This window comes from Reyranella sp., assembly GCF_017305915.1.
Lineage (GTDB): Bacteria > Pseudomonadota > Alphaproteobacteria > Reyranellales > Reyranellaceae > Reyranella.
Genome location: NZ_JAFKJN010000008.1, coordinates 256510 through 278771, shown reverse-complemented (window position 1 = coordinate 278771; position 22262 = coordinate 256510). Strand labels below are relative to the sequence as shown.

Genomic DNA, 22262 nt, shown 5'->3' with positions numbered 1-22262 from the left:
CACGCGGCGCGCCAGCTCAGGCGTTGCGCCGCGCGATCGACTTGCCGGCGATGTAGCCGAAGGTGAGGCACGGCCCGATGGTCGTGCCCGCGCCGACCGCCCGGGTGCCGATCGGGCTCGCCATGGCGATGCCGGCGCAGTAGAGCCCGCCGATCACCGAGCCGTCCCGGCGCAGCACCTGGCAGTGCCGGTCGGTGCGCGGTCCGCCCTTGGTGCCGAGGCTCACGTAAAGGAACGGTGCGGCATGGAACGGCCCCTGCTCCACCGTCTCCAGCGCGCGGTCCTTGGTGTAGTAGCGCTCCCACGCCGTCTCGCCGCGATGGAAGTCGCGGTCGACGCCCTGCTTCTTCCAGCCGTTGAAGCGGTCGACGGTCGCGCGCAGCGTCGCAGGATCGAGCCCGATCTTCGTTGCCAGCGCCTCGATCGTGTCGGCGGTGCGCACGAAGGCCGGATCCTTCGCCGCATACATTGCCGACAGCCGGTGGCTGTAGCGCGAATCGAAGAGGCGCCAGACCGGCGCGTGCTTCGATTTGCCGTCGGGCCCGCGCTCGTCGATCGCCGAGCCCAGCGAAGCGCTGCCCTCGCTGACGAAGCGCTGGCCCTCGCGGTTCACCAGGATGCAATGCGGCGCGTAGGTCTCATAAAGCGGCTGCGCGTGCCGCCGGCCCTCGTACTGGGTGAAGGTCGCCGGCGCGATATTGGCCTGGTCCATGTGCGCCAGCTCGGCACCGACCGCCTCGGCCATGCGCTGGCCGTCGCCGGTGTTGGTGTCCGGCGCGCCGACCAGATCGAGGCCCGGGAAATACGTCGCCATGTAGCCCGACGCCCAGTCGAAGCCGCCGGTCGCCAGCACCACGCCCTTGGTCGCGCGAATCGTGACCGGCTTGCCGTCGATCACCGCTTCGACTCCGGTGACGACATCGCCCTCGGCGACCAGCCGCTTCACCTCGGCCTCCAGACGGATGTCGACGCCGGCATCGAGGCAGCCGCGCGTCAGACCGACGGTCAGGCCGTTGCCGAGGCCGACCTTGCCTGCGATGACGCGCCAGACCAGCGACGAGCCGAGCCTGAGGATCGCGCGCATTGGGTCCTTGAGCACGCCGTCGACCATCTCCTTGTAGGTGAAGAATTGCGGCTTCACCGACTTGCGCACGCGGTTCCACCACTTGGCCAGGATGTAGCGGCTGATCAGGGTCGGCGAGACCATGCGCCCGAACAGCTTGCCGCCCGGCGCCTCGACATAGAAGTCGGGATGGTTGACCAGCTCGAAGACCAGCGGCGTCTTGTCCTCGAGGAAGCGCAGCATCGGCGCCGATTGCTCGGCCAGCGCCTGCCACAGCTCGTCCTCGGTCTCCTGCCAGCCCGGCGGCGAGACGGCGCGGATGTAGGTCAGCGTCTCCTCGGCCGAATCCTCGATCCCCGCCGCCAGCATGTGATGGTTCGCCGGCACCCAGGTGCCCGCCGCCGACATCGCCGTCGTGCCGCCCAGCCAGTGCGACTTCTCCAGCACCATCACCTTGGCGCCGTCGACCGCCGCGGCGAGCGCCGCCGACAGCCCGGCCGCGCCCGAGCCGACCACCACGACATCGACGTTCATTTCCAGTTCCACACCCGCCGCCACAGCGGCGTGAACAGGCTCGCCACCCCCTCCATGCTGAAGCGCATCAGCACGATCACGATCAGCGCGAACACCGCGAGATTCCATTCGCCGTAGGACTGTAGGTAGGTCATCACCACCTGCACCGGCGCCGCCCCGACGATCGGGCCGAGGAAGGTGCCGAAGCCGCCGATCACCACCATGACCACGATCTTGGCCATCTCCGAGAAGTCGATCATCTGCGGGGTCAGCAGCGCGATGTAGTGGCCGAAGAAGCCGCCCGCCAGCCCCGCGATGGCGCTGGAGATCGCGAACACCGCGATCTTCACCTTGGTCGTGTCGATGCCGAGGCTCTTGGCGCGCAACTCGTCGTCCTTGATCGCGCGCATGAAGAAGCCGAGCGGCGAATCGATCAAGAGCCTGAGGCCCAGCAGCACCAGCACGGTCAGCGCCAGGAAGGTGAAGTAGTACGGCATCGGATCGGTCGTGCCGTAGAGCGACTTCACGCTGAGGCCGAGCTCGCCGCGCGTGAACTTGTAGTCGGCGGTGAGATAGATGTGGAAGGTCTCTGCGAAGGCCCAGGTCGCGATCGCGAGATAGATCGCCCGCATCTTCAGCACCAGCCGGCCGAGGATCAGCCCGCACACACCCGCCAGCATGACACCGCAGGGAATGCCGATCCACGGTGAGATCTTGAGGTGATAGCCCATCAGCCCCGAGGTGTAGGCGCCGATCGCCGCGAAGGCGTGATGCGCCAGCGAGAACTGCCCGGTGTAGCCGGCCAGCAGGTTCCAGCTCGCCGCCAGGATCACGTAATAGAGCGCGATGGTCAGCACGTGCAGCACGAAGCTGCCGGTGAACAACGGCACCAGCGCCAACAGGAGCGCGGCGAACCCGATCGCGACGGCGGAGCGGCGGAACGAGGCGCTCATCCCAGCAGGCACTCCTGGATCAGCGCGCGCACCCGCGCTTCGCCGAACTCACCGACGGGCCCAGCGGCCTTCACCCTGCCGAGATTCATCATCACCACATCCTCGGCGTGGCGCAGCGCATCCGATACGTTCTGGTCGACCAGCAGGATCGTGGTGGAAATCGCGCGGCGCGCGGTCTGCAGCAGCTCGTAGACCTGCTCGGCGAGATTGGGGGCGAGACCGACCGTCGGCTCGTCGACCAGCATCAACCGCGGCTCGGTGATCATCTCGCGCGCGACCGAGAGCATGCGGCCCTGCCCGCCGCTCAGGCTGCCGGCCTTGTCGCGCCGGCGCTCGGCCAGTACCGGGAAGATCTCGTAGACCTTGGCGATGCGGTCCTTCAGGCGCGCGGGCTCGCGGCGCAAGGTCCAGCCGCCGACCTTGAGGTTCTCCTCGACGGTGAGCTGCGGGAAGGTGTTGAGCTCCTGCGGCACATAGGAGACGCCCAGCCGCTTGATCTCGTGGCTCGGCAGGTTGGCGATCGGCTTGCCGTCGAGCGCGATCGCGCCGCGGTGCGCCGCGAGCAGGCCGAACACCGTCTTGAGCAGCGTCGACTTGCCGGCGCCGTTGGGGCCGATCACCAGCACCAGCCCGCCCCGGGGCACGGTGAGCGACATGCCCTGCAGGATGTCGACGCCGGGCTGGTAGGCGGCGAAGACGTCTTCGACGGTGAGCAACGCGGTCATTCGAGCGCCTTGCCGAGATAGCCCGCGACCACCGCGGGCAGCCGCGCCACCTCGTCGAGCGTGCCTTGGGCCGCGACCTTGCCCTCCATCATCACCGTCACCTGCGGGCAGAGCTGGCGGATGATCGCCATCTCGTGGCTGACCACCAGGAATGCGGCGCCTTGGGCGCGGTTCACCTCGACGATCATCTCCAGGATCGTCTCCTTGATCACCGGGTTGATGCCGGCGAACGGCTCGTCGAGCACGTAGCAGCTTCCCGGCACCATGAAGCCGCAGCCCATCTGGAGCAGCGCCCGCTGGCCGCCCGACAGTTTCTTGGCCGGCGTGTCGGCGAGCGGCCCGAGCGTGGTCAGGCGGATCATGCGCTCGGCCGCCGCCTCGCCGTCGACGTTCGCCGGCCGGCGGGCGTGGAAGGCGGTCAGCAGGTTCTCGCGCACCGTCTGGTTGCCGAACAGGCGCGTCACCTGGAAGGAGCGCACCAGCCCGCGCCGCGCGATCTCGTGCATGGCAAGGCCGGTGATGCTCTGGCCGGCGAGCTTCACCTCACCCGAATCGGGCGCGTAGACGCCGGTGACGAGATTGACCAGCGTCGTCTTGCCCGCGCCGTTGGGGCCGATCAGGCCGCGGATCTCGCCCGGCTCGACGCTCAGCGTGACGTCGTTGGCCGCTTGCAGGGTGCCGAAGCGCTTGCGCAGGCCGATGGCTTCGAGCGCGGCCATCACGCCTCGCGGCCGCGCTCGCCGAACAGGCCGGTCGGCCTGAGCACGAGCACCAGCAGCACCAGCACGAAGCCGTAGATGTTCTGGTAGGCCGAATCGATGAAGGCGGCGCCGAAGGATTCGATCAGCCCCAGCAGGACGCCCGCGATCAACGCGCCGGGGATCGAGCCCAGCCCGCCGATCACCACGATCTCGAAACCCTTCACGGTCGTGACAAGGCCGTTGGTCGGAAACACCAGGAACACCGGCGCCAGCAGCGCACCGGCGAGCCCGGCCAGCGCCACGCCGATGCCGAAGGCGACGCGATCGACCCGCAGCACGTCGATGCCTGCGGTCTGCACGCCGACGCGGCTCTGCGCCGTGGCCCGCAGCGCCAGCCCGTACCAGGTGTAGCGCAGCACCGCCCAGAACACGCCGAGCGCCACCAGCGCAAACACGAACGCCGCCACCCGCGCGCCGGCCATCGGCATCGGCCCCACCATCACGATCGGCAGGTTCGAGCCCGGCGTGAACTGGTTGGGGCCAGCGATGCCGGTCGCCAGGCTGCGCAGCATCAGCAGCAGCGCCAGCGTGATGACGGTCGCGTAGTCGCTGCGCACCTCGGCCGCCTTGCTCGAGATCGGCTTCAGCAGGCTCCATTCGGTGAGCAGCCCGAGCCCGAACACGCCGGCCGTCGCGACCAGGATGGCAAGCCACCACAGGTCGGGGCCGAGCAGCCACGCCACCAGCATGTACTGGAGGTAGCTGCCGATCATGTAGAACTCGCCCATCGCCCAGTTGATCATGCGCATGATCGAGTAGATGAACGTGATCCCCAGCGCCATGAGGGCGTAGAGCACGCCGATCATGACCCCGGAGATGAACGTCTGGACGACGAGTTCGGTCGAGTACATCCACTTTCCCTGTCGTCCTGAGCGAAGCGAAGGACCTAGCGTTTGCTCCAACGAATCCGTTGAAGCTGGCGCTAGATCCTTCGCCTACGGCTCAGGATGACACCTTCGGTGTCACTTCTTGGAGTAGGTGACGGTGACCTCGGCGTCCTTCCAGTCCTGCTTCGCCGCCGTGTAGTGCAGGATCAGGACCGGCGGCACCCAGTTGTGCCAATAGACGCCGTCAGCCTTGGGGAAGGTCACCGGCGCATCGGGCCAGCTCTTGTAGGTGCCCGATTCGAGCGTCTTGATCAGCGTCTTGGGATCGGCGCTGTTCCCCGCCTTGATCGCCTGGGCGAGGATCATCACCGCGCCGAAGCCGTTCAACGCGCCATAGACCGGGTCTTCCTTGTACTTCTCCTTGTAGGCCTTGGCGAACTGGTCGCCGATGTCGGAGAGCTTCGACTTGGGAGAGTAGTAGGCGATGAAGTAGATGCCGTTGCCGTTCTTCTCGTGGAGCTGCCAAAACTGCGGCCGCGTCGGCGCATCGTAGGAGATCAGCATCGGCGTGTTGGGCAGCAGGCCGATCGTCGTCGCCTGATCCATGATCAGATCGAGCGGCTGGCCGACGCCGATGTTGATCACCATGTCCGGCTTGAACGCCTTGACCTGCAGGAGCTGTGGCGTGAGGTCGGTGACGGTGCGGTCGAACATCACCTTCTGGACCTCGATGCCGCCCATCTTCTTGGCCTGGGCGAGGGTCTCGTCGGCGAGGCCGATGCCATAATCGGTTGTTTCAGCAATGAGCGAGACGCGCTTGAAACCCTTCTGCTTGATGAACGTCATCCAGGTCTCGACGCGCACCGGATCGACGACGTGGGTGCGGAAGGCGATGTCGTAGTGCTTGGCGGTGATGTCGGACGCCGAGGCCTGCACCGCGAGCGTCGGCACGCCCATGTCCTTGGCGACCTCGTTGACCGCGATCGACACCGACGAATGGAAGAAGCCCGGCACTGCGACGACCTTGTTCTCGCTGACCAGCCGGCGATAGGCGGCGACGCCGGCCTCGGGCTTGCCCTGCGAATCCTGCACGAAGAGCTGCATCTTCTTGCCCAGCACGCCGCCCTGGGCGTTGACCATCTCGATGCCGATCTCGGCGCCGCGACGGATGAGCTGGCCGCCCGTGGCATCGCCCGGCGCCGACAGGGGGACGATCAGGCCGACACCGATATCCTGTGCCGCCGCGCCGAACGACGCGACGGACAATGCCATCGCGAGCAGAATTCCTTTGGTGCGCATTGCCGAACCCCCAATTTTTCTTCTATCCGCGGACTATCGCAGCAATTTCGATGCCCGTCAGCCGCTGACGCGGCCACCCAGCCGCTTCCGAAAGTCGCGCAGGAGATCGAGCACATCGAATATCGGCACGCCCAGCGCACGCTGCAGGGCCGGCTTGTAGGGCGGCAGGTTGGTGCATTCGAGCACGATGGCGTCGATGTCCGGATGTGTTCGCATCAGCGCCCGGCCCGCTTCGACGGTCTCGCGCTCGACGGCGTCGCGGTCGAGCGTCAGCCCGTTGTGCAGGAAGGTTGCCGCGAACGAACTGTCGGCCGGCAAGCCCTGCACGGGTGTGTCACCCGGCGCCTCGACCGCCTCGAAATGCGCCGGCGTCAGGTTCTCTGCAGACGCTGTGATCACGCCGACCTTCTTGCCCTTCAATGTCTTGATCAGCAGCAACGCCGAGGTCGCGACCGGCACCGGCGACAGCGCCTCGAGCTCCTTCTGGTAGAGCGCGAGGAAGCCGCAGCTCGTCGACAGCCCGATGGCGCCTTCGGCCGCCAGCGCCTCGGCATTCGCCTTCAATGCGGCGAGCACGCGGGGCCGGTTGGGATGTACGGCGACGGCGTCCACCGAGCCGATGCCCTCCATCCGGCGGAAGATCACCGGGAAGTCGAACGACTTGGGATTGCCGATATCGCCCTCGATCCGCGGGAAGCGCGTGTCGAGCATCAGGATGCCGAGCGGTTTCATGCTCAGATCTCCGCGTAGATCTCGAGCAGGTTGCCGTCGGGATCGCGGAAGAACAGCGTGCGATGGCCGAACGGCCGGTCGGTCGGCGGCGAGACGATCGCGACGCCCTGCTTCGCCAGCTCCTCGGCACAGTCGTCGACTTCCGTTGGCGACACCTTGAAAGCGAGCTGCAGCGCGGCGCTGCCCTTCGGCATCGGCGGGTCCTCCGCTGTCAGGCTCGGGACCGCGAGCGCCAGCGTATTGGCGCCGACCTGGTATTCGCGCCAGCGCGGCGACAGCTCGCGCACCATCGCGAAACCGAGCACGTCCTCGTAAAAGCGGCGCATCGCCGCCATGTCGCGCACGAAGATGACGGTGTAGTCGACGGCCCGGATCGACTTGAAGGCGCTCATGCGCCCGGTTCCGGCCATTTCTTCTGCGGGCCCCTCGCCTGCTCGTACCAGCGCGACACGCGCATCACACCGAGATCGTCGAAGCGGCGGCCGGCGATCTGCAGGCCGATCGGCTTGCCCTCTTTCGTGTAGCCGCAGTTGATCGACGAGGCCGGCTGCTCGCTCATGTTGAACGGCATGGTGAAGGAGATGTGCTCCAGCGGCCTGTGCACGTCGTTGGTCGGCGTCTCCCATTCGGCGGGATAGGTCGGTACCGGCGAGGTCGGCGACAGCACGTAGTCAAACGGCTGGGTCGCGCGCGTCGCCGCGGCGCGGATCGCCATGTAGTTGTTCACGCCCTTGATGACCATCGCGCCCGAGACGTCGGCACCGCCGCGGCACCAGTCGGCGATGAAGGGCAGCACGCTCGCCTGCTTGGCGTGGCTGAGCGCCGAGAAATCGACCCAGCTCCGCACGCGCCAGAACAGGTCCTGCAGATGCAGCATCTCGGGCGACAGGAAGCCTTCCAGGGTTTCGACCCTGGCGCCGGCATCGGCGAACAGCTTGGCCGCCGCCTCGATCGCCGCCTTGATCTCGCCATCGACCGGCAGGCCCGAGCCGGCATCGAGATAGAGGCCGATCCTGAGGCCTTTCGGCTCGAGCGGCCCAGCCGACCAGTCGATGTCGGCCGGCGGCAGGCTCATGTGGTCGCGCGGATCGGGCTTGCTGAGCTCGGCCATCAGCAGCGCGGAATCGGCAACCGTGCGCGTCATCGGCCCGACGACGCGGCCGAGGAACGGCGGATCGACCGGCACGCGGCCGAGGCTGGGCTTCAGGGTGAAGATGCCGTTCCAGCCCGCCGGCAGGCGCACCGAGCCGCCGATGTCGGTGCCGAGATGCAGCGGTCCATAACCGGCTGCCGCCGCCGCGCCCGCGCCGGCACTGGAGCCGCCGGGATTCCAGGCGAGGTTCCAGGGATTGCGGGTCAGCGGATGGAACGAGCTGCGGCCCGACGACAGCATGCCGTAGTCGGGCATGGTCGTTTTCGCGAGGATGATCGTGCCCGCCTCGCGCACCCGCGCCGCGGCCGGCGCGTCCGCCGCAGCCGGAGTCATGGTGGTCGCCGCCGTGCCGAGCGGCACCGGCACGCCCTTGGTGGCGATGTTCTCCTTGATGGTGATCGGCACGCCGTCGAGCGGTAGCGGCTTGTCCGCCTGCCAGCGCCTCTCGGACTCCTTGGCGGCCTTGCGCGCGCCCTCGAAATCCGGCGCGTAGAGCGCCTTCAGCTTCGGCTCCCAGGCCTCGATCCGCTGGATGACGGCGTCGGTGACTTCGACAGGGGAAAGTTTCTTGGCTTTGTAGGCGGCCAGCAGGTCGACTGCGGTCATGTCATGGATGGTCATCTTTGGACTTTAGCGTGGAAACGGAGGAAACGGGATTGCTGTGTGTCACGATGTACTTGGTCAGCATCGGGCCGATGAACAGCACGGCGATCATGCGCACGGTCTGCATCGCCATCACGAACGACACGTCGACATTGCTGGAGGCGGCGATGATCGCGACCGAATCCGAGCCGCCGGGGCTGGTGGCAAGGTAGGCGGTCAGCGGATCGACGCCGATCGCCGCGACCATCAGCCAGGCGACGCCGCCGCACAGCACGATCATGGTGAGGATGCAGGCCATGATCCGCGGCAGGGCGCGGGCGGCGTGGATCAGCAGCGGCTTGCTGAAGCGCAGGCCGACGTTCCAGCCGACCAGCGCATAGCTCGCCGCCAGCAGCCAGGGCGGCAGCTCGATCGACATCAGGCCCATGTGGGTCAGCACGATGCCGGCGATCATCGGCACCAGGAACGCGCCGGCCGGGATGTTGAGCCGCCGCGCGACCAGCGGGCCGATCACCGCCAGCGCCAGCGTCTCGCCCAGCCCCAGCCAGTGGACCGGCGGGAACCAGACCATCTCGGCATGGGCGTGGGCGGTATTGACGCCGAAGACGTGCGTCACCAGCGCCGCGACCACCGCCACCAACACGACGCGGCCATACTGCATGAAGGCGACCAGCCGGACGTCGGCACCGTAGGACTCCGCCATGATGGTCATGACCGAGGCCGCCCCCGGGCTGGTGCCCCACAGCGCCGTCGTGCCGGGCAGCACCTGCCAGCGCGTCATCAGCCAGCCGAGCCCGCTCGAGATCGCGACCACCGCCAGCACGCCGACGCTGAACAGGAACCAGTGCTGGAGCACGTCGCCGACGATCGACAGCGGCACCATCTTGGCGATCAGGCAACCGACGATTCCCTGCGCCAGCACGAACGGCGTCAGCGGCAGCCTGAGCCTGGCGCCGTTCGACGCCACCACGATGGCGGCGATCAGCGGCCCGAGCATCAGCGCCGCCGGCGCATGCAGCCACAACAGAACGGCCGCGATCGCGGCCGACAGTGCAACCAGCACGACCCATTGAACGCCCGGCGGCATCGAACTGCGTCCATCTCCAACTGGGAAAACGATGAAGCTACCCTAGTAGCGCCTCGCAAGATGCAGGCCAAGGCAGCCCTGCTATGCGGTTGAAGAGAAACTACAAAAGAATTATATTGTAGTTATAGTGGGCCCTGCGCTTCGAATGGGGCGCCCGGAAGTCGGCGAGCAATTTCCGCAAGCACGGCGTCACGTTTCAGGAAGCGCAGTCAGCCTTCGCCGATCCGGATGGCAAAATCATCGACGATCCCGATCATTCGGATGCAGAAGACAGATCTCGGCGCGAAAGGCCACACCTCGCGAAACCACCTTTTATCGACGGAGCCGATGACCATGCGAAAGGAGTATGACTTCTCCGCCGGCCGCAAAAATCCCTATGCGGCGCGGCTGAAGAAGCAGATCACAATCCGGCTCGACCAGGAGGCGATCGACTATTTCAGGGCGATCTCGTCCGAGGTCGGCATCCCCTACCAGAGCCTGATCAATCTCTATCTGCGCGACTGCGTGGCGGCTCGCCGACGCCCTCGCTTCAACTGGAAATCGGCCGCCTAGAGCGATTTCCGAGCAGATGGAACCGCGAGCGGTTCCATCTGCTCGGAAATGCGCGCACGGGCGTTGTCGTTGCAGCAGGCATATTCCGTTCGGCTGATTCCAGCCGAACGGAATATGCTCTAGGTTACGAACTCCTCCGCCTCGCCGTTCATGCCCTTGATCGTCTGGATCAGCTCGGCGGCAGCGACCTCGAGGCGTGCATCATCCGTGCCACGCAGGACCAGCGACACGCTGGGCTTGCCGTTGCGGAACGCCGGGTACGAGCCGATGTCGATATCGGCATAGCGGCTCTGCAGGGCGCCCAGCGGCTCGGCGATGATGCCCTCGGGCAGGTTGGTGCGCACGGTGCGCGCCAGCACCGGGTCGCCGCCGACCAGCCGGTGCTTCATCGACTGGAACATGCCCTGCGCCACCGACGGGATGCCGGCGAAGGTGAAGACGTTCTCCATCTGGAAGCCCGGCGCCACTGAGACCGGATTGTCCACCAGCGTACCGCCATGGGGCACCCGCGCCATCCGCCGCCGCGCCGGGGTGAACAGCGCGGTGTCTCCGTAGTGGCGGGTCATGCGGGCGATCGCCTCGGGATGCTCGGAAATGCCGACGCCGAAGGCCTTGGCGATGCAGTCGGCGGTGATGTCGTCGTGGGTCGGGCCGATGCCGCCGGTGGTGAAGACATAGTCGAACCGGGCCCGGACCTCGTTCACGGTCGCAACGATGGTCGCCTCGATGTCGGGGATGACCCGGCATTCCATGACCCGGATGCCGAGCTGGTTCAGCTCGGTGGCCAGGTACTGGATGTTGGCATCCTTGGTGCGGCCGCTCAGGATCTCGTTGCCGATGACCAGGATGCAGGCGGTGACGGTCTTGGACGTGCCAGTCTCAGGCGGGGAAGTCTCGGGCATATCAACAGCCTAGCATGGCCTTGTTACTGCCGGCATCTGGTGCCAAATAAGGGCCGCATGAGCAGTCCCCGCGACATCCCGGACGACAGCGTCGACTACTGGCGGCGCGACGAGCGCACCATCAAGCTGCACGGCCCGGAGGGCTTCGAAGGCATGCGCCGGGCCGGCCGCCTGGCGGCGGAGACGCTCGACTTCATCACGCCCCACGTGGTGCCCGGCGTGACCACCGGCGAGCTCGACCGGCTGTGCCACGAGTTCATCCTCGACCACAAGGCGATCCCCGCCCCGCTCGGCTATCGCGGCTATCCCAAGTCGATCTGCACCTCGATCAACCACGTGGTCTGCCACGGCATCCCGGGCGACAAGCGGCTGCAGAACGGCGACATCGTCAATATCGACGTCACCACCATCCTCGACGGCTGGTACGGCGACACCAGCCGCATGTTCTACGTCGGCGAAGTCGGCGTGAAGGCGCGCCGGCTGTGCGACGTCACCTACGAAGCGATGATGCGCGGCATCGCCGCCGCCAGGCCGGGCGGCCATGTCGGCGACATCGGCCACGCCATCCAGAGCTATGTCGAGAGCCAGCGCTTCTCGGTGGTGCGCGACTTCTCGGGCCACGGGCTCGGCCGCATCTTCCACGATGCGCCGAACATCCTGCATTACGGCCGGGCGGGCACCGGGCCGGAGCTCAAGCCCGGCATGTTCTTCACCGTCGAGCCGATGGTGAATGTCGGCACCTGGCAGGTGAAGATCCTGAGCGACGGCTGGACCGCGGTGACGCGCGACAAGCAGCTCTCGGCGCAGTTCGAGCACTCGGTCGGCATCACCGAGACCGGCGTCGAGTTCTTCACCCTCTCGCCCAAGGGCCTGACCAAGCCGCCCTACGATCTCGACAAGACCGGCAGCGACACCAAGCAGGCGGTCTCGGCCTAGTCGGCCGCGAGCGTCAGCTTCTGGATGCCAGGCTCGGCTTCCGGCGACAGGATGATCGTGCCGGTGAGCCGGCCTTTCTCGCAGGCGATCGTGAAGCGGCCGGCCAAGGCGTGGGTCGGCGCGATCGAGTCGAGCCTCCCCTCGCCCAGCCGCCGCTTGAGCGCCGCAAGCTCGGCGTTGCGCAGGGGTGCCGGCATGTCGAGCAGCAGGTTCTCGGCGAACACCGCTTCGGCCGTCTCGATGCGGCCCGCGGCATAGGCCGCAGCGACCGCCTCGACTGCGCGCTTCAGCCAGGGCGACGGCGCGGCCGGCGCGGGCTTGGGCTGCGCGGCGAGGAACAGCTCGGCGAGGCGCACGGTCAGCCGCGACATCGACGCGTAGGTGCGGTTGCCGAAGGCGAACACGCCGACGCCCGCCCCGGGCAGGAACAGCATGTGCGAGCCGTAGCCCGGCAGGCCGCCGGGATGATGCAGCCGCCGGCCGAGCGTCGCATCGGCCGCATCCATCAGGCCATAGCCGTAGGCCGTGGGAACCGGCGGATCGGGCGCAAAAGGCGGCGCGTGGAACAGGCCCATCTCCCGCACGCTCGCACGCCGCACCGGTCCGATCTCGGGATCGTCGCGCGCCGGCCAGGCGTCGAGCAGGAAGGCGACGTAGCGGGCGTAGTCGCCGGCCGTCGTGGCGAGGCCGCCCATCGCGCCGACCTCGCCGTCGGGCTCCAGCCGCTCGCGCGAGAAGACGCCGTCGTCGACGCGGTAGGGCCAGGCGAAATCCTCAGCGCTCGCCGCGACGGCATCGAAGGTCGTGCGCGTCATGCCGAGCGGCTCCAGGATCGTCTCGCGGAGGAAGGCCTGGTAGGGCCGGCCGCTGACATTGGTCAGCACACGGCCGAGCAGCGCGTAGCCCAGGTTGCTGTACTCGAAGGCGAGGCCCGGCGGCCGGGCGAACAGCCGGCCGGTCGCGATCAGCCGATCGAGCGCCGCTGGCGTCATGCCGAGCACGCGGTCGCCCCATGGATCGTCGGTGACGAAGCCCGCGGTATGCGTCAGCAGGTGCCGCACCGTCACCGGCGCGCTGTCGCGCGTCGCCGGCGCGACAGCAGCGAATTGCGGAACGTAGTCGCTGAGCGGCGCATCGAGCGCGAGCCGGCTCTGGTCGCGTAGCGCCAGGACACCGAGCGCCGTGGTGCTCTTGGTCATCGAGGCGATGCGGAAGGCGGTGTCGGGCGTCACCGGACGGGCGGCCTCGATGTCGGCGCGGCCGAAGGTCGTGACGTGCGCCAGCCGCCTGCCCTGCACGACGCCGGCGACCAGGCCGGGGATGCTCTCCTGGCGGGCGAAGGCGGCACAGACGCCATCGATCTCCATGTCCACGGCTTTTGCCATTTCCTGCCGCCTTTCCGCCCGACTTGCACGCGATGGTCCCCGCATGGGGAGAGCGAAAAGAGCCATTGCCGAGACGGCCGCGCAAGCGGCGGATGACGAGGCCCTGCTCTCCCTGCTCGCGGCGGGCCTGCGCCTGCAATCGACCGACGACCGCTGGCGGGTGAGCGGCAACACGCTGCCGCATCGGGCTGCGCTGCGCGACGCCGGCGGCACCTGGAACCGGCTCGACATGTGCTGGGAGTTCACCGGCGCGGATCCGACGGCCAGGCTCGCCGCCGCGATCCAGGCCACGCCGGCGGCGCTCGGGCACAACAGCGGCACCGGTACTGGCGCGTCGCCACCCAAGCCGCACTATCACGGCCATCGCGGCCGGGTGCGCGAGCGGGTGCTGAAATCGGGCGCCGAGGGCCTCGAGGACTACGAGCTGCTCGAGCTGCTGCTGTTCTATGCGATCGAGCGCATCGACACCAAGCCGCTGGCCAAGCGGCTGATCGAGCGCTTCGGCACCCTGGGCGACCTGTTCGCCGCCGATCCGGCGCATCTGCGCGACTTCGACATCGACCAGCGCACGCTGGTGCTGTTCCGCGCGCTGCGCGAATCGGGCCGGCGGCTGGCGCTGCAGAAGGTCGCGAAGAAGCCGGTGCTGGGCAACTGGCAGCAGCTTCTCGACTACTGCCACGCCACGCTGGCGCACGAGAAGACCGAGCGCTTCGCCATCCTGTTCCTGAACCGCAAGAACGAGCTGATCGCCGACGAGGTGCAGCAGCGCGGCACGGTCGACCACACGCCGGTCTATCCGCGCGAGGTGGTGAAGCGTGCCCTGCACCACGAGGCCAGCGCGCTCATCCTGGTGCACAACCATCCGTCGGGCGATCCCAAGCCGTCGCGCGACGACATCGAGATGACCAGGGAGATCCGCGCCGCCGCCGAGCCGCTCGGCATCGCCATCCACGACCACCTGGTGATCGGCCGCAAGGGCCATGCGAGCTTCCGGTCGCTGGGACTATTGTGAGGCCCGCCAGCCGTAGATGCGCGTTGCCGTGTCCGCTGACCAAGTCCTGCAGTTGGCGAATGTCCGCTATTGAGGGCATTGCGGAAGAGACATGCTCGGCGTGAGGCTTTCAGCTCATGACCCATAGCGGACGCAGCAAGCACCGGTACAGCTACGGATGCACAGCCATTTTGGCGACCGTTGGCGTCAAGCCGCGACGCCGCCCGCGACCGTCACTCTCCGTAGATGATGCCGCCCACGCTCTCCCAGAACTCCCCATTGAACCTCTTGAGCGCGAGGTCGCGGACCGCATTGAACCGATGCCTGCTGGTGCTCACTTTGATCCCTGGCAGCATCATCGGGAGCTGGAGATCGAGGCTCGCCGCTTGCCGCATGATGTTGGCCCTCGAGAGGTCGCCCGCGCCCTGCCGCAACACTTGCTCGAGCGCCATCGCCCAGTTGTAGCCGGCGACGTTGAGCGAGCTGTCACGCTCGCCTTGCGGGTTGTGGCTCGTCATCCACTGCAGCCAGCCGTGGGTCGCCGTATCGTTCCGCCACTTGGGGTCGGTCGGATCCTTGGCCCATTGCGTCGTCATCAAGCCTTGCGCATTGTCGAGGCCGGCTGGCACTAGCACTTCAGCCCGCGAGCTGGACCCCGAGAAAACGAAATGAAGCGGCTGCCAGCCGAGGTCGTGGATCTTCCTGATGGCCTGCGCGGTGAACTTGCTCGTGCTGACGTTGACGAGGGTATCTGCGCCCGATGCGCGAAGCGCGATGATTTGCGATTCCACCGTCGGATCGGCGGTTTCGTAGCTCGCTTTCATGACGAGGGAACGTTTGCCCTCGGGCCCCAGGCCCTCTTCGAGGCCCTTCACATAGTCCTTCCCGAAGTCGTCGTTTTGGTAGAGGACGGCGATCCGCGCGTTCGGGTGCGTCCGCAACAGGTATCGGGCGACCGTGCGACCTTCCGTTCGGAGCGTCGGCTGAAACCCCATGGTCCAAGGAAAGCGCCCAGGGTCATCCCATCGCGAGCCACCGCTCACCGGAAAGAGCTGCGGCACGCCGCGGTCGTTCAGGTACCGCTGAACCGCGGCGTTTGTCGCGGTCCCAAACGTGCTGAAGATGAGTTGCACATGATCCTGCTCGACGAGCCGGCGTGTCTGCTCGACCGCCCTGCTAGGCGTGTAGCCGTCGTCGAGCGACAGCAACGTGACCTTGCGTCCATCGATTCCGCCGCGCTCGTTGATCATCCGAAAGTACGCCGCTTCGGCCACGCCGATGGCGGCGTAGGCGGATGCCGGACCGCTGTACGGCATGGTCTGGCCGACCGTGATCTCGTTTGCCGATACGCCGGGACCCGGTTCGGTGTCAGCGGCGCGCGTCGCGCCGCATGATAGGCTGACCAGCATTGCGGCGGCGCACAGGCTCCTGGCGAAGGTCATGGGCGATCTCCTTGCTGGATGCAGACGGCCGGCGGGGCGGGCGTCGTCCATTGCCCGGCCGCGCATAACTCTGATTGCCCTCGACGACCCGGGTCAGCAGCTCGAGAAAGGTCTGGCGTTCGCGAACGCTCAGCGGCTCGAGTATCCGGTTCTGGGCTGCCAGGGCGGGGCGTCTCAGGCTCTCGCGCAACTCTGCTCCGGCTCGCGTTGCGACCAGCAGTCGTGCCCGGCGATCGTGCGGCGCGACGCGCCGTTCGAGATAGCCGGACGTTTCCAGCCTTGCGATCATCTGCCCGGCGCTCACCGGATCGATGCCGAGCTGATTCGCCAGGCTCTGCTGATCGAGATTCGGAAGATCAATTATCACCGCCAGGACCGCGTATTCGCTGGGAGTGATGCCGGCCGGCAGGATGATTTCGGCGACCGCGCCCAGGCAGATTTGGTGGAATCGGCGTGCCAGATGAGCGGGCACGCGGTGCCGCGGAGGCACGGAATTCATGGGTTCGCGGCGCTCGCTAGACACGGGCATTGGAATATCCTAAGAATTCTTTTGATTAGAATACGCAGCAATCGCCGTGTCAATGTCATTGCGTCGTCGCGGCCAGCGGTCGTCTTTCTTTGAGGATCCAGACCATGACCAGCAGTGCCAGCACTCCCAGCGTCATGCCGCTGATCGCCGCTTTCATGGTGTCCCGGCTTGTCTACTTGGCGGCAGAGCTCGGCATCGCTGATCTAATCGCCGCCGGTGCCATCACGGCCGAAGCCCTTGCAGAAAAAACAGGAACGCACGCTCCTGCGTTGCGTCGCGTGCTGCGCGCACTCTGTGCGCACGGCGTCTTCGCGGAACCCGTTCCCGGCCACTTCGGCCTTGGCCCGCTGGGTGCCCAGCTGCAAAGCAATTCCCCGGGGTCGGTGCGCAATTTCGCGCGCTTCTTCGGCGATCAGCGCAGTTGGAAGTGCCTTGCGGAGCTCGAACACGTTGTGAGAACGGGCCAGACCGGCATGCAGAGCGCATTCGGCATGGACAGCTTCCAGTATCTGTCCAGCCATCCGGCCGACGCGGCGGTGTTCAACGCAGCCATGGCGGATGTGACGCGCCAGATCGCTCGCGTCGCCGTCATGGCGTATGATTTTTCGGCCTTTCGCAGGATCATGGATGTCGGCGGCGGGAATGGGACCTTCCTCGCCGGCGTACTGCGCGCCACGCCGGCCGCCTCAGGCGTCCTGTTCGACATCCCCGCCGGCTTGACCGCGGCACACGAGACGCTTCGCCAGGCCGGTGTCGCCGACCGCTGTGCGGTTGTCGCCGGAGATTTCTTCAAATCGGTTCCAGCGAACGCGGATCTGATGATGCTCAAGAGCGTCATCCACGATTGGGACGACGATCGCGCGACGGAGATCCTTCGCCAATGCCGGGCGGCGGCATCGCCCAACACAAAGTTGTTATTGATCGAGCGCATCATGCCCGATCGGATGGTTCCAACGCCGGCGAATCAGCGTAGTGCATCGCTCGATATCCGCATGCTTGCTATTACGGGCGGAATTGAGCGGACCGAGGAAGAGTACCGAAGACTGCTGAAGGCTTCTGGCTTCACGGCCACGCGTATGACCGTGCTGCCGGCCCCGTCGGACCTAGCCTTGATGGAGGCTGTCCCAGGCGGTTCTGGAGTTATCTGATAATTGCGCACCGCGCTTTGGGTCGAAATTGGCGCCGTTCGTATTTGTCAGGTGGCACTTCCGCTTCTGGCACTTCTCCGACATCGCGCAACAACACAAAAACGTCGGATGCCGAGTGCAAAGCGGACGTTTCTAAGGTGATCGACCGTGACCCAAAAGCGCGCGCCGAGAACGAACATGATGCGGCAGGATGACCACGAACAAGCATCGGTTACCGTCCCCCATGATCTCACTCGCATGAAGAAATCCAGTATTATCACCGTCATACATCGACGGGTCTGCTCGTGCACAACCACCCGTCGGGCGATCCCAAGCCGTCGCGCGACGACATCGAGATGACCAGGGAGATCCGCGCCGCCGCCGAGCGCTCGGCATCGCCATCCACGGCCACCTGGTGATCGGCCGCAAGGGCCACGCGAGCTTCCGCAGCCTGGGGCTGCTGTCGTAGGGCTCTTTGATGCCGACCTCCAACGAACGTACGCTGTTGTTGAGGGTTCTCGGACGCCTGCCGCGTGAGGGACGATGCCACATACTCGAGCGGCAGGCGTCCGAGAAGCCTCAACAAAAACGGTAAACCCGAGGCTTAGCATATGTCTGCAGCATTACCCCTGAAAGCGGACGTTGCCCGGCGACAACACTCGCGGCCATCCTTCTCCATGCCTACAATGGATTCGGAGAGGCAGCATGAACGGGACACGATCATTCGGGTTCAAAAGCGGCACGACCGGAAAAGGGAGCATCGCGTCAAACGACAGTGGAAGGGGTGAGCTCAAGCGACGCAAGGCACTTGGTGCTGCTGTCGCTGGTGGACTCGCGTTGTCGGGCCTCGCTCGGCCCACGATGGCTGCGTCTGGCATACGCACCCTTGTTTCGCCTGAGCAGCTACAGCCAACCTATGACTACGTTATCATTGGTGCGGGCTCGGCGGGTTGTGTGCTGGCGCACCGGCTTGGCCGTGCTGGGCGCCGGGTACTCGTGATCGAGGCGGGAGGCCCGGCGCAGCTGGCGGCCGTCGCAGTTCCGCCAGAATGGCCCAAGCTTCAGGGTAGCGAGATAGATTGGCGATATTCGACGACCCCTCAGCCGGAACTGGGTGGCCGTGCCGTTTCGTGTCCGCGTGGAAAGGTCGTGGGCGGCTCGAGCGCTATCAATGCCCTCGCCTACCAGCGGGGCCACTCGGCCGCCTATGATCGGTGGCCCGAGGGATGGCGCCAGGCTGACCTTTTGCCGTATTTCAAGCGCGCCGAGACGTTTTCCGGCGGAGCCAATGCGTGGCGTGGCGGCAGCGGGCCTTTGCATGTTCTTTCGCTGGCAGACGTAACAGACCGCAGTCCAATCGCATCGGCCTTCGTCGCCGCGGCGCAGGAATTGGGATTCCCGATGACGTCCGATTTGGGAGGGGCAATTACCACGGGCGTCGGCTGGAACCAGCTTAGCATCAAGGGACACACTCGAGATGATGCCGCGACTGCCTATCTTGGAGGACTCGAAGGCGAGCAGGTGGATTTGCTCCCCGGCACGGAAGTACTCGGTCTGGAGATCGAGCGTGAACGGTGCCTAGGCGTCCGGATTGCCGAGCGTGTCGTGCGGCCCGACGTCGAGGTCTTGCTGTGTGCCGGTGCCATTGATTCGCCGCGCTTGCTAATGTTGTCGGGCATCGGTCCTGCCGATGAGCTTCGATCTCTCAACATCCCCATCGCCGTCGATCTGCCCGACGTTGGCCGGCATCTCGAAGATCATCTGCTTTTGGCCGGCGTGGCTTACACGGCGCGTCGCGAGTTTCCAAGCTCCCACTACAACCACGCCGACGCTCTCCTTTACGTTCCACACGAGAAGCCCAACGAGAGTCCGGATCACCTCATCATGTGCTTGTCGTTGCCATTCGTCCGGCCTACCGTCGGACCGCTTGCTTCTCCGGCTTATGTCCTCGTGCCTTGCCTAATGCGGCCGCTCAGCCGAGGCAGCGTGAAACTCGCCTCCAGCAATCCGCTTGCCCCAGCTCTCATCGATCCGAACTACCTGTCGGAGCCTGCCGATGTCGATGTTCTTGCCGAGGGCGTGGCACTCGCGCGCGACATCGGCGCCGCCGCGGCTTTTGCTGACTGGCGGGCGGAGGAGATTTACCCTGGTCCCAGCTGGGCGAATACCGCCGGTCAGCGGGACTTTATTCGTCGGGCGACAGATTCGTTCCACCATCCCGTCGGCACCTGCCGGATCGGAGCCGTCGTTGACGAGGCCCTGCGCGTCAAAGGCATCACGGGGTTGCGTATTGTTGACGCTTCAGTACTGCCTGGCATTCCGGCTGCGATGACCAACGCTGCCGTGACCGCGGTAGCCGAAAGGGCGAGCGACCTGGTGCTAGCCGGATAGAGGTGCACCTGCGCCCGTGGCACTCCCTCCAGATGCCCACAATGTCTACAACGACGATCTTTTGAGGTTCTATGGCTACCGGTGTAGACATTTCGGTGATCCAACGTGCTGCGTACAGCCTAGACGTGCTTGAAGGTCATCAAGAATGACGATCATGTTGGATCACAGACTACCGATCCCCGACCCATACCCCACCAACTTCTTGATGAAGGCAAAACTCCTTCTAATTCAATGTCGTGTGTTCTTATAGAATACTGCTGCACAACCACCCGTCGGGCGATCCCAAGCCGTCGCGCGACGACACATCGAGATGACCAGGGAGATCCGCGCCGCCGCCGAGCCGCTCGGCATCGCCATCCACGACCCCCTGGTGATCGGCCGCAAGGGCCACGCGAGCTTCACGAGCCTGGGGCTGCTGTCGTAGCGCTCGTGATGCGGTCCTCCGGCGCGCTCAGCCCTTGACGCCGCCCATGGTCAGGCCGGAGCTCATGCGATGCCGGAACGCGTAATAGGTCGCGAGCGGCGGAAGCGCATAGATGATCGCCGTCGCCATCATGTAGTTCCATGGGGCCTGGTCACTGTTCAGGAACTGCGCCAGGGCAACCGGCACGGTCATGTTCCGCTTATCCGACAGCAACAGGAACTGGTACAGATATTCGTTCCAGGCCAGCAACAGCGCATAGGTACCGACCGCGACCAAGGCCGGCGCCATTAGCGGCAGGTAGATGCGCAGATAAATGTGCAGCGGCGAGGCGCCATCGATCCGCGCCGACTCGTCCAGCTCGATCGGGATGCTTCGGCCGTACTCCTGGAAGATGAAGATCGCGTACGGCGTCGCGAACGTCACCAGGGCAGCAATCACCGACCACGGATTGTTGGCCAGCCCGTAGCGATTCATGATCAGGTAGAAGGGGATCGCCAGGAACGACGCCGGGATCACGTATGTCAGCAGCGCCGCGTTGGTAATCAGCCAGCCATTGCGCAGGCGCATTCGCCCGACCGTGAAGCTGGTCATCGACGCGATCAGCAGCACCAGGAAGGTCACCATGCCGGCGATGAATACGGTATTGCCGAACTGGTGCCAGAAATGTTCGAGATACCAGTACCCCTGGGTGAAGACGACCCAGAAGCTGTCGAGCGACGGCTGCACCGGGAGGATGTTGTTGCCGTAGACATCGCCTTCATGCTCGAGGGCGATCATCACGATGTTGTAGAGCGGCGTTAAGGTCCACACCAACATCACGGCGTAAAGCACGGCGATCCCGGCACTGTTGGCATATCGCCAGCGTCGTGCCACGCGCCCCCGTCGCCCGGCTGAACCCGACCTGGGACCGACCGCCACCGGCTCCGAGACTGCGATCCGCATGCTCATAGCTGCACCTCCGCGGTCCTCAGCTTGCGCATCAGGATGATCACCAGCGGGATCAGCACGGGCAACGCGGTCATCACCACCGCGACACCAAGATCCGGCCGGGCCAGGTCGAAGGCGTTGCGAATGCCCAAGGTCGCCAGCAGGTGCGTTTCGTTGTTCGGTCCGCCACCCGTCACGAAGAACACGGTGTTGAAGTCGCCTAGCAGGAAGATCGTCGCGAGCAAGGTCAACACGAGGTACAGGTTGGCGAGCAGCGGGAAGGTCACGAACAGGAACCTGTTCAACCCGGTCGCCCCATCGACCTTCGCCGCGTCATAGATGTCCTGCGGGATCGACATGCGGCCGGCCAACAGGATCACGGTCCAGAACGGCGTCCATTTCCAGATATGCGAGGCGATCGCCGCGCCGAGCGCGGTCCAGCGTTCGTTCAGCCACGACGGACCCTCGATCCCGCCCAGGATCCAGAGCGCGTTGTTGAGCAGTCCCCATTCGCCGTTGAGCATCCAATGGAGCGAGATGAAGGCCGGCAGCTGCGGCACTGCCCAGGGCAGCACGAACAGCATCAACATCACCTTGGTCCACCAGCCCGGCCGCATGAAGACGCCGGACAGCAGCAACGCCAGGAACAGCTTGAGGTTGACCCCCAGCGCCACGAAAACCAGCGTGTTGACGACCGTATCCTGGTAGATCACGTCGGAAAACACGTCGGAGTACAGGGCCGGGTCGCTCCCCATCCAGAGACCGTAGAACACCGGGTAAGCGACGAAGGCCACGAACACGGCGATGTACGGAACGCTGAAGGCGAGAGCCCACGCGAACTCCGATCCTTTGAGGTTCCCACGCCAATAACGCCAGAACGATCGCCTCCGTGTCGACGAAGGCGAGCCGACATCCAGTACGGTCGCAGCGGTCATGGTCG

Annotated in this window: 21 protein-coding genes and 3 pseudogenes; 8 read left to right on the top strand and 16 right to left on the bottom strand. The window is 65.8% G+C overall.

Features of this window, described 5'->3' with window-relative positions:
- Positions 1–16: 16 nt before the first annotated feature.
- The 10 genes from J0J01_RS06340 to J0J01_RS06295 form a co-directional block, all read right to left on the bottom strand.
- Entirely contained in the window at positions 17–1597 is a 1581-nt protein-coding gene (locus tag J0J01_RS06340; protein WP_296379389.1) for an FAD-dependent oxidoreductase, read from the bottom strand.
- Positions 1594–2529, bottom strand: coding sequence for a branched-chain amino acid ABC transporter permease (locus J0J01_RS06335; protein WP_296379388.1), 936 nt, complete (start codon positions 2527–2529; stop codon positions 1594–1596). Before J0J01_RS06335 ends, J0J01_RS06340 begins: the two co-directional genes overlap by 4 nt.
- Complete coding sequence (locus tag J0J01_RS06330) at positions 2526–3254, bottom strand: ABC transporter ATP-binding protein (protein ID WP_296379387.1); 729 nt, start codon at positions 3252–3254, stop codon at positions 2526–2528. The genes J0J01_RS06335 and J0J01_RS06330 overlap by 4 nt, the downstream gene beginning before the upstream one ends.
- Positions 3251–3973: an ATP-binding cassette domain-containing protein gene (locus J0J01_RS06325; protein ID WP_296379386.1), complete on the bottom strand. Its 723-nt coding sequence runs from the start codon at positions 3971–3973 to the stop codon at positions 3251–3253. Before J0J01_RS06325 ends, J0J01_RS06330 begins: the two co-directional genes overlap by 4 nt.
- Positions 3973–4866 carry a branched-chain amino acid ABC transporter permease gene (locus J0J01_RS06320; RefSeq protein ID WP_296379385.1) on the bottom strand — a complete coding sequence of 298 codons (894 nt, stop codon included), beginning with the start codon at positions 4864–4866 and terminating at the stop codon, positions 3973–3975. The genes J0J01_RS06325 and J0J01_RS06320 overlap by 1 nt, the downstream gene beginning before the upstream one ends.
- Positions 4867–4977: 111 nt before the next feature.
- Positions 4978–6114, bottom strand: a complete 1137-nt coding sequence (locus tag J0J01_RS06315; RefSeq protein WP_296379384.1) for an ABC transporter substrate-binding protein — start codon at positions 6112–6114, stop codon at positions 4978–4980.
- An 84-nt stretch (positions 6115–6198) separates the two neighbouring features.
- The gene (locus tag J0J01_RS06310) at positions 6199–6873 is read right to left on the bottom strand and encodes an aspartate/glutamate racemase family protein (RefSeq protein WP_296379383.1); all 675 of its coding nucleotides are present in this window, start codon (positions 6871–6873) and stop codon (positions 6199–6201) included.
- A 2-nt stretch (positions 6874–6875) separates the two neighbouring features.
- Positions 6876–7265 (bottom strand): VOC family protein, encoded by a 390-nt coding sequence (locus tag J0J01_RS06305; RefSeq protein ID WP_296379382.1) that lies wholly within the window; start codon positions 7263–7265, stop codon positions 6876–6878.
- On the bottom strand, positions 7262–8632 hold the full coding sequence (locus J0J01_RS06300; RefSeq protein WP_296379381.1) for an amidase: 1371 nt from the start codon (positions 8630–8632) through the stop codon (positions 7262–7264). Before J0J01_RS06300 ends, J0J01_RS06305 begins: the two co-directional genes overlap by 4 nt.
- Position 8633: 1 nt before the next feature.
- Positions 8634–9716 carry an AbrB family transcriptional regulator gene (locus tag J0J01_RS06295; protein WP_296379380.1) on the bottom strand — a complete coding sequence of 361 codons (1083 nt, stop codon included), beginning with the start codon at positions 9714–9716 and terminating at the stop codon, positions 8634–8636.
- Between the two features lie 134 nt (positions 9717–9850).
- Here J0J01_RS06295 and J0J01_RS32685 point away from each other — a divergent pair.
- Together J0J01_RS32685 and J0J01_RS06290 are read left to right on the top strand one after the other, a co-directional pair.
- Positions 9851–9931, top strand: a pseudogene (locus J0J01_RS32685) (BrnT family toxin); the annotation flags it as partial.
- Positions 9932–9944: 13 nt separating this feature from the next.
- The gene (locus tag J0J01_RS06290) at positions 9945–10268 is read left to right on the top strand and encodes a BrnA antitoxin family protein (protein WP_296379379.1); all 324 of its coding nucleotides are present in this window, start codon (positions 9945–9947) and stop codon (positions 10266–10268) included.
- A gap of 119 nt (positions 10269–10387) precedes the next feature.
- Here J0J01_RS06290 and J0J01_RS06285 read toward each other — a convergent pair whose 3' ends face one another.
- Positions 10388–11170 (bottom strand): molybdopterin-binding protein, encoded by a 783-nt coding sequence (locus J0J01_RS06285; protein WP_296379378.1) that lies wholly within the window; start codon positions 11168–11170, stop codon positions 10388–10390.
- Between the two features lie 57 nt (positions 11171–11227).
- Between J0J01_RS06285 and map the strand changes: the two genes are divergently transcribed.
- Entirely contained in the window at positions 11228–12106 is an 879-nt protein-coding gene (map, locus tag J0J01_RS06280; protein ID WP_296379377.1) for a type I methionyl aminopeptidase, read from the top strand.
- Here map and J0J01_RS06275 read toward each other — a convergent pair.
- Positions 12103–13491: a serine hydrolase domain-containing protein gene (locus J0J01_RS06275; protein WP_296379376.1), complete on the bottom strand. Its 1389-nt coding sequence runs from the start codon at positions 13489–13491 to the stop codon at positions 12103–12105. The two genes, map and J0J01_RS06275, sit on opposite strands and share 4 nt — an antisense overlap.
- A 43-nt stretch (positions 13492–13534) precedes the next feature.
- On the opposite strand from J0J01_RS06275, the gene radC reads away from it, so the two are divergent.
- Positions 13535–14503, top strand: a complete 969-nt coding sequence (gene radC, locus J0J01_RS06270) for a DNA repair protein RadC (protein WP_296379375.1) — start codon at positions 13535–13537, stop codon at positions 14501–14503.
- Positions 14504–14715: 212 nt separating this feature from the next.
- On the opposite strand, the gene J0J01_RS06265 is transcribed toward radC, so the two are convergent.
- Both J0J01_RS06265 and J0J01_RS06260 read right to left on the bottom strand, forming a co-directional pair.
- Positions 14716–15924 (bottom strand): ABC transporter substrate-binding protein, encoded by a 1209-nt coding sequence (locus J0J01_RS06265; protein ID WP_296379374.1) that lies wholly within the window; start codon positions 15922–15924, stop codon positions 14716–14718.
- Positions 15851–16453, bottom strand: coding sequence for a MarR family transcriptional regulator (locus J0J01_RS06260; RefSeq protein WP_296379373.1), 603 nt, complete (start codon positions 16451–16453; stop codon positions 15851–15853). The genes J0J01_RS06265 and J0J01_RS06260 overlap by 74 nt, the downstream gene beginning before the upstream one ends.
- A gap of 104 nt (positions 16454–16557) precedes the next feature.
- Between J0J01_RS06260 and J0J01_RS06255 the strand changes: the two genes are divergently transcribed.
- From J0J01_RS06255 to J0J01_RS06240, 4 genes and pseudogenes are all read left to right on the top strand, one after another.
- Entirely contained in the window at positions 16558–17601 is a 1044-nt protein-coding gene (locus J0J01_RS06255; RefSeq protein ID WP_296379372.1) for a methyltransferase, read from the top strand.
- A 266-nt stretch (positions 17602–17867) separates the two neighbouring features.
- Positions 17868–18049, top strand: a pseudogene (locus tag J0J01_RS06250) (JAB domain-containing protein); the annotation flags it as partial.
- Between the two features lie 236 nt (positions 18050–18285).
- Entirely contained in the window at positions 18286–19971 is a 1686-nt protein-coding gene (locus tag J0J01_RS06245) for a GMC family oxidoreductase N-terminal domain-containing protein (protein WP_365736113.1), read from the top strand.
- A gap of 251 nt (positions 19972–20222) precedes the next feature.
- Positions 20223–20395, top strand: a pseudogene (locus J0J01_RS06240) (JAB domain-containing protein); the annotation flags it as partial.
- Between the two features lie 27 nt (positions 20396–20422).
- Here J0J01_RS06240 and J0J01_RS06235 read toward each other — a convergent pair.
- Both J0J01_RS06235 and J0J01_RS06230 read right to left on the bottom strand, forming a co-directional pair.
- Positions 20423–21337, bottom strand: a complete 915-nt coding sequence (locus tag J0J01_RS06235; protein WP_296379371.1) for a carbohydrate ABC transporter permease — start codon at positions 21335–21337, stop codon at positions 20423–20425.
- Between the two features lie 2 nt (positions 21338–21339).
- Positions 21340–22257, bottom strand: coding sequence for a sugar ABC transporter permease (locus J0J01_RS06230; RefSeq protein ID WP_296379370.1), 918 nt, complete (start codon positions 22255–22257; stop codon positions 21340–21342).
- Between the last annotated feature and the right edge of the window lie 5 nt (positions 22258–22262).

Excerpts from the sequence above, each read along its gene's own strand:
- J0J01_RS06340 (WP_296379389.1), bottom strand. The coding sequence starts at position 1,597 with ATGAACGTCGATGTCGTGGTGGTCGGCTCGGGCGCGGCCGGGCTGTCG.
- J0J01_RS06335 (WP_296379388.1), bottom strand. The coding sequence starts at position 2,529 with ATGAGCGCCTCGTTCCGCCGCTCCGCCGTCGCGATCGGGTTCGCCGCG.
- J0J01_RS06330 (WP_296379387.1), bottom strand. The coding sequence starts at position 3,254 with ATGACCGCGTTGCTCACCGTCGAAGACGTCTTCGCCGCCTACCAGCCC.
- J0J01_RS06325 (WP_296379386.1), bottom strand. The coding sequence starts at position 3,973 with ATGGCCGCGCTCGAAGCCATCGGCCTGCGCAAGCGCTTCGGCACCCTG.
- J0J01_RS06320 (WP_296379385.1), bottom strand. The coding sequence starts at position 4,866 with ATGTACTCGACCGAACTCGTCGTCCAGACGTTCATCTCCGGGGTCATG.
- J0J01_RS06315 (WP_296379384.1), bottom strand. The coding sequence starts at position 6,114 with ATGGCATTGTCCGTCGCGTCGTTCGGCGCGGCGGCACAGGATATCGGT.
- J0J01_RS06310 (WP_296379383.1), bottom strand. The coding sequence starts at position 6,873 with ATGAAACCGCTCGGCATCCTGATGCTCGACACGCGCTTCCCGCGGATC.
- J0J01_RS06305 (WP_296379382.1), bottom strand. The coding sequence starts at position 7,265 with ATGAGCGCCTTCAAGTCGATCCGGGCCGTCGACTACACCGTCATCTTC.
- J0J01_RS06300 (WP_296379381.1), bottom strand. The coding sequence starts at position 8,632 with ATGACCGCAGTCGACCTGCTGGCCGCCTACAAAGCCAAGAAACTTTCC.
- J0J01_RS06295 (WP_296379380.1), bottom strand. The coding sequence starts at position 9,716 with ATGCCGCCGGGCGTTCAATGGGTCGTGCTGGTTGCACTGTCGGCCGCG.
- J0J01_RS06290 (WP_296379379.1), top strand. The coding sequence starts at position 9,945 with ATGGCAAAATCATCGACGATCCCGATCATTCGGATGCAGAAGACAGAT.
- J0J01_RS06285 (WP_296379378.1), bottom strand. The coding sequence starts at position 11,170 with ATGCCCGAGACTTCCCCGCCTGAGACTGGCACGTCCAAGACCGTCACC.
- map (WP_296379377.1), top strand. The coding sequence starts at position 11,228 with ATGAGCAGTCCCCGCGACATCCCGGACGACAGCGTCGACTACTGGCGG.
- J0J01_RS06275 (WP_296379376.1), bottom strand. The coding sequence starts at position 13,491 with ATGGCAAAAGCCGTGGACATGGAGATCGATGGCGTCTGTGCCGCCTTC.
- radC (WP_296379375.1), top strand. The coding sequence starts at position 13,535 with ATGGGGAGAGCGAAAAGAGCCATTGCCGAGACGGCCGCGCAAGCGGCG.
- J0J01_RS06265 (WP_296379374.1), bottom strand. The coding sequence starts at position 15,924 with ATGACCTTCGCCAGGAGCCTGTGCGCCGCCGCAATGCTGGTCAGCCTA.
- J0J01_RS06260 (WP_296379373.1), bottom strand. The coding sequence starts at position 16,453 with ATGCCCGTGTCTAGCGAGCGCCGCGAACCCATGAATTCCGTGCCTCCG.
- J0J01_RS06255 (WP_296379372.1), top strand. The coding sequence starts at position 16,558 with ATGACCAGCAGTGCCAGCACTCCCAGCGTCATGCCGCTGATCGCCGCT.
- J0J01_RS06245 (WP_365736113.1), top strand. The coding sequence starts at position 18,286 with ATGAACGGGACACGATCATTCGGGTTCAAAAGCGGCACGACCGGAAAA.
- J0J01_RS06235 (WP_296379371.1), bottom strand. The coding sequence starts at position 21,337 with ATGCGGATCGCAGTCTCGGAGCCGGTGGCGGTCGGTCCCAGGTCGGGT.
- J0J01_RS06230 (WP_296379370.1), bottom strand. The coding sequence starts at position 22,257 with ATGACCGCTGCGACCGTACTGGATGTCGGCTCGCCTTCGTCGACACGG.